Raw genomic sequence first — 5,576 nt, 5'->3', positions numbered from 1 at the left:
GATCTTTAAAAACTAACAGCCGATAAGTGTGGGCGCTTGATGCGACGACGCTACGCCGGACTCTCCGGGGTCTGGCGGAAAAAGCGAAAGTATCAAGTCTCACACAGTAATGAAAGGAAGGTTGCCTGACTCTTCTTCGGAAGGGTGAGGTTAATCATTCGTCAGTACGTTGAGTGAGCGACCGGGTTCGAGAGAGCCCGAAAACAGTAACAGGTTTGAACTGAAGAGTTTGATCCTGGCTCAGATTGAACGCTGGCGGCATGCCTTACACATGCAAGTCGGACGGCAGCGCGGGCTTCGGCCTGGCGGCGAGTGGCGAACGGGTGAGTAATACATCGGAACGTGTCCTGTAGTGGGGGATAGCCCGGCGAAAGCCGGATTAATACCGCATACGCTCTGCGGAGGAAAGCGGGGGATCCTTCGGGACCTCGCGCTACAGGGGCGGCCGATGGCAGATTAGCTAGTTGGTGGGGTAAAGGCCTACCAAGGCGACGATCTGTAGCTGGTCTGAGAGGACGACCAGCCACACTGGGACTGAGACACGGCCCAGACTCCTACGGGAGGCAGCAGTGGGGAATTTTGGACAATGGGGGCAACCCTGATCCAGCAATGCCGCGTGTGTGAAGAAGGCCTTCGGGTTGTAAAGCACTTTTGTCCGGAAAGAAAACGTCGTGGCTAATACCCGTGGCGGATGACGGTACCGGAAGAATAAGCACCGGCTAACTACGTGCCAGCAGCCGCGGTAATACGTAGGGTGCAAGCGTTAATCGGAATTACTGGGCGTAAAGCGTGCGCAGGCGGTTCGCTAAGACAGATGTGAAATCCCCGGGCTTAACCTGGGAACTGCATTTGTGACTGGCGGGCTAGAGTATGGCAGAGGGGGGTAGAATTCCACGTGTAGCAGTGAAATGCGTAGAGATGTGGAGGAATACCGATGGCGAAGGCAGCCCCCTGGGCCAATACTGACGCTCATGCACGAAAGCGTGGGGAGCAAACAGGATTAGATACCCTGGTAGTCCACGCCCTAAACGATGTCAACTGGTTGTCGGGCCTTCATTGGCTTGGTAACGTAGCTAACGCGTGAAGTTGACCGCCTGGGGAGTACGGTCGCAAGATTAAAACTCAAAGGAATTGACGGGGACCCGCACAAGCGGTGGATGATGTGGATTAATTCGATGCAACGCGAAAAACCTTACCTACCCTTGACATGGATGGAATCCCGCTGAGAGGTGGGAGTGCCCGAAAGGGAGCCATCACACAGGTGCTGCATGGCTGTCGTCAGCTCGTGTCGTGAGATGTTGGGTTAAGTCCCGCAACGAGCGCAACCCTTGTCCCTAGTTGCTACGCAAGAGCACTCCAGGGAGACTGCCGGTGACAAACCGGAGGAAGGTGGGGATGACGTCAAGTCCTCATGGCCCTTATGGGTAGGGCTTCACACGTCATACAATGGTCGGAACAGAGGGTCGCCAAGCCGCGAGGTGGAGCCAATCCCAGAAAACCGATCGTAGTCCGGATCGCACTCTGCAACTCGAGTGCGTGAAGCTGGAATCGCTAGTAATCGCGGATCAGCATGCCGCGGTGAATACGTTCCCGGGTCTTGTACACACCGCCCGTCACACCATGGGAGTGGGTTTTACCAGAAGTGGCTAGTCTAACCGCAAGGAGGACGGTCACCACGGTAGGATTCATGACTGGGGTGAAGTCGTAACAAGGTAGCCGTATCGGAAGGTGCGGCTGGATCACCTCCTTTCCAGAGCTTGACGCGTCCAGGGTGTTGAGCGCTCACGCTTATCGGCTGTAAGTAAAGAAACGCAGACAGACGCAGGGGTCTGTAGCTCAGTCGGTTAGAGCACCGTCTTGATAAGGCGGGGGTCGATGGTTCGAATCCATCCAGACCCACCAGCTGTCGTGTGTGGTGGCTGACCGAAGGGTGCTCGCTGAGGTGTGCTCACTGAGGTGCCCTGTATCTGTGTGACCCGCGGGGGATTAGCTCAGCTGGGAGAGCACCTGCTTTGCAAGCAGGGGGTCGTCGGTTCGATCCCGTCATCCTCCACCAATTCCCAATGCCTAGTGTTCAGTGCGAGCTGAGCGTTAAGCATTGGCAATTGAGCCAGTCGGCGTGATGCACGATCCAGTCGTGCTATCGGCTGACCGTTCTTTAACAATCAGGAAGAAGTAGTAAAGAGATTCACGAAAGTGTACCTGGAGATGGGTGCGCGAGTAGGTGAATCAGGGTTGTGATTGTATCGATGTATTTTAAAGGTGATCGAAAGATCGCTTTGGAATACGGCGCAACACGAATACTCAACCTGTAGCGAGTGGGTCCTGTCGTGGCAACACGATGAGACATACCCGTTATAGGGTCAAGCGAACAAGTGCATGTGGTGGATGCCTTGGCGATCACAGGCGATGAAGGACGCGGTAGCCTGCGAAAAGCGGTGGGGAGCTGGCAAACGAGCTTTGATCCACCGATATCCGAATGGGGAAACCCACTCCGAATGGAGTATCCATGACTGAATCCATAGGTCATGTGAGGCGAACGCGGTGAACTGAAACATCTAAGTAACCGCAGGAAAAGAAATCAACCGAGATTCCCAAAGTAGTGGCGAGCGAAATGGGAGCAGCCTGTACTCTTTATTCTCATTGTTAGCCGAACGCTCTGGAAAGTGCGGCCATAGCAGGTGATAGCCCTGTAGGCGAAAACAGCGAGGAAGAACTAGGTGTACGAGAAGTAGGGCGGGACACGTGAAATCCTGTCTGAAGATGGGGGGACCATCCTCCAAGGCTAAATACTCGTGATCGACCGATAGTGAACCAGTACCGTGAGGGAAAGGCGAAAAGAACCCCGGGAGGGGAGTGAAACAGATCCTGAAACCGCATGCATACAAACAGTCGGAGCCTCGTAAGGGGTGACGGCGTACCTTTTGTATAATGGGTCAGCGACTTACATTCAGTGGCAAGCTTAACCGATTAGGGCAGGCGTAGCGAAAGCGAGTCCGAACAGGGCGTTCAGTCGCTGGGTGTAGACCCGAAACCAGGTGATCTATCCATGGCCAGGATGAAGGTGCGGTAACACGTACTGGAGGTCCGAACCCACTAACGTTGAAAAGTTAGGGGATGAGCTGTGGATAGGGGTGAAAGGCTAAACAAACCTGGAAATAGCTGGTTCTCTCCGAAAACTATTTAGGTAGTGCCTCGTGTCTCACCTTCGGGGGTAGAGCACTGTCATGGTTGTGGGGTCCATTGCGGATTACTACGCCATAGCAAACTCCGAATACCGAAGAGTGCAATCACGGGAGACAGACATCGGGTGCTAACGTCCGGTGTCAAGAGGGAAACAACCCAGACCGCCAGCTAAGGTCCCCAAATATGGCTAAGTGGGAAACGAAGTGGGAAGGCTAAAACAGTCAGGAGGTTGGCTTAGAAGCAGCCATCCTTTAAAGAAAGCGTAATAGCTCACTGATCGAGTCGTCCTGCGCGGAAGATGTAACGGGGCTAAGCCATATACCGAAGCTGCGGATGCATATTTATATGCATGGTAGGAGAGCGTTCCGTAAGCCTGCGAAGGTGCACTGGAAAGTGTGCTGGAGGTATCGGAAGTGCGAATGCTGACATGAGTAGCGATAAAGGGGGTGAAAGGCCCCCTCGCCGTAAGCCCAAGGTTTCCTACGCAACGTTCATCGGCGTAGGGTGAGTCGGCCCCTAAGGCGAGGCAGAAATGCGTAGCTGATGGGAAGCAGGTTAATATTCCTGCACCATTGTTGAATGCGATGGGGGGACGGATCGCGGAAGGTTGTCCGGGTGTTGGAAGTCCCGGTCCTTGCATTGGAGAAGGCGCTTTGGCAAATCCGGGCGCGGAATTCAAGGGTGCGAGGCCAGTCTCTTCGGAGACGAAGCAATCGGAAGTGGTTCCAGGAAAAGCCTCTAAGCTTCAGTTCAACAAGACCGTACCGCAAACCGACACAGGTGGGCGAGATGAGTATTCTAAGGCGCTTGAGAGAACTCGGGAGAAGGAACTCGGCAAATTGGTACCGTAACTTCGGGATAAGGTACGCCCCTGTAGCTTGACTCGCCTGCGCGAGGAGGGTGAAGGGGTTGCAATAAACTGGTGGCTGCGACTGTTTAATAAAAACACAGCACTCTGCAAACACGAAAGTGGACGTATAGGGTGTGACGCCTGCCCGGTGCCGGAAGATTAAATGATGGGGTGCAAGCTCCTGATTGAAGTCCCGGTAAACGGCGGCCGTAACTATAACGGTCCTAAGGTAGCGAAATTCCTTGTCGGGTAAGTTCCGACCTGCACGAATGGCGTAACGATGGCCACACTGTCTCCTCCCGAGACTCAGCGAAGTTGAAGTGTTTGTGATGATGCAATCTCCCCGCGGCTAGACGGAAAGACCCCATGAACCTTTACTGTAGCTTTGCATTGGACTTTGAACCGGTCTGTGTAGGATAGGTGGGAGGCTGTGAAGCGTGGACGCCAGTCTGCGTGGAGCCATCCTTGAAATACCACCCTGATCTGTTTGAGGTTCTAACCTTGGTCCGTCATCCGGATCGGGGACAGTGCATGGTAGGCAGTTTGACTGGGGCGGTCTCCTCCCAAAGTGTAACGGAGGAGTACGAAGGTACGCTAGGTACGGTCGGAAATCGTGCTGATAGTGCAATGGCATAAGCGTGCTTAACTGCGAGACCGACAAGTCGAGCAGGTGCGAAAGCAGGTCATAGTGATCCGGTGGTTCTGTATGGAAGGGCCATCGCTCAACGGATAAAAGGTACTCTGGGGATAACAGGCTGATACCGCCCAAGAGTTCATATCGACGGCGGTGTTTGGCACCTCGATGTCGGCTCATCTCATCCTGGGGCTGTAGCCGGTCCCAAGGGTATGGCTGTTCGCCATTTAAAGAGGTACGTGAGCTGGGTTTAAAACGTCGTGAGACAGTTTGGTCCCTATCTGCCGTGGGCGCTGGATATTTGAAGGGGGCTGCTCCTAGTACGAGAGGACCGGAGTGGACGAACCTCTGGTGTACCGGTTGTCACGCCAGTGGCATCGCCGGGTAGCTATGTTCGGAAGAGATAACCGCTGAAAGCATCTAAGCGGGAAACTCGCCTTAAGATGAGATATCCCCGGGGCTTCGAGCCCCTTGAAGGGTCGTTCAAGACCAGGACGTTGATAGGTCAGGTGTGTAAGCGCAGTAATGCGTTCAGCTAACTGATACTAATTGCCCGTAAGGCTTGATCCTATAACAGGTGTGTCTTGTTCCCATGAGCGGGAAAAAAGACGCACAGGTTGAGATCCATGTTGTGCCCGATACAGCACAACCCCGCATCGCCTGGTGAGCATCACCAGAAACTGCTTCTTCCAGATTGGCTGTATTGCCCCACCGGCAGTACGGCAACCCGTCAAAGCCTGATGACCATAGCGAGTCGGTCCCACCCCTTCCCATCCCGAACAGGACCGTGAAACGACTCCACGCCGATGATAGTGCGGATTACCCGTGTGAAAGTAGGTAATCGTCAGGCTCCCCACCACCGTCAGATACCCCACCCCGCAAAGGTGGGGTTTCTGCGTTTACGGC

The 5,576-nt window shown here is 54.3% G+C and carries 2 tRNA genes and 3 rRNA genes; all 5 read left to right on the top strand.

The features are described from left to right. The first annotated feature begins 217 nt into the window (after nucleotides 1-217). A 16S ribosomal RNA gene (locus tag HV711_RS32715) occupies nucleotides 218-1,750 on the top strand. Nucleotides 1,751-1,825: 75 nt separating this feature from the next. Next, a tRNA-Ile gene (locus tag HV711_RS32710) sits at nucleotides 1,826-1,902 on the top strand. 78 nt (nucleotides 1,903-1,980) lie between these two features. Next, a tRNA-Ala gene (locus tag HV711_RS32705) sits at nucleotides 1,981-2,056 on the top strand. A 305-nt stretch (nucleotides 2,057-2,361) separates the two neighbouring features. After that, nucleotides 2,362-5,240 (top strand): 23S ribosomal RNA (locus HV711_RS32700). A gap of 166 nt (nucleotides 5,241-5,406) precedes the next feature. Continuing rightward, nucleotides 5,407-5,520 (top strand): 5S ribosomal RNA (gene rrf, locus HV711_RS32695). The 16S, 23S and 5S rRNA genes sit together here with 2 tRNA genes alongside, the layout of an rRNA operon. Nucleotides 5,521-5,576 lie beyond the last annotated feature (56 nt).

Source organism: Paraburkholderia phenoliruptrix (assembly GCF_902859825.1).
GTDB lineage: Bacteria > Pseudomonadota > Gammaproteobacteria > Burkholderiales > Burkholderiaceae > Paraburkholderia > Paraburkholderia phenoliruptrix.
Note: the sequence above shows the minus strand (reverse complement) of the source record. Positions and strands in the feature narration are given on the sequence as shown.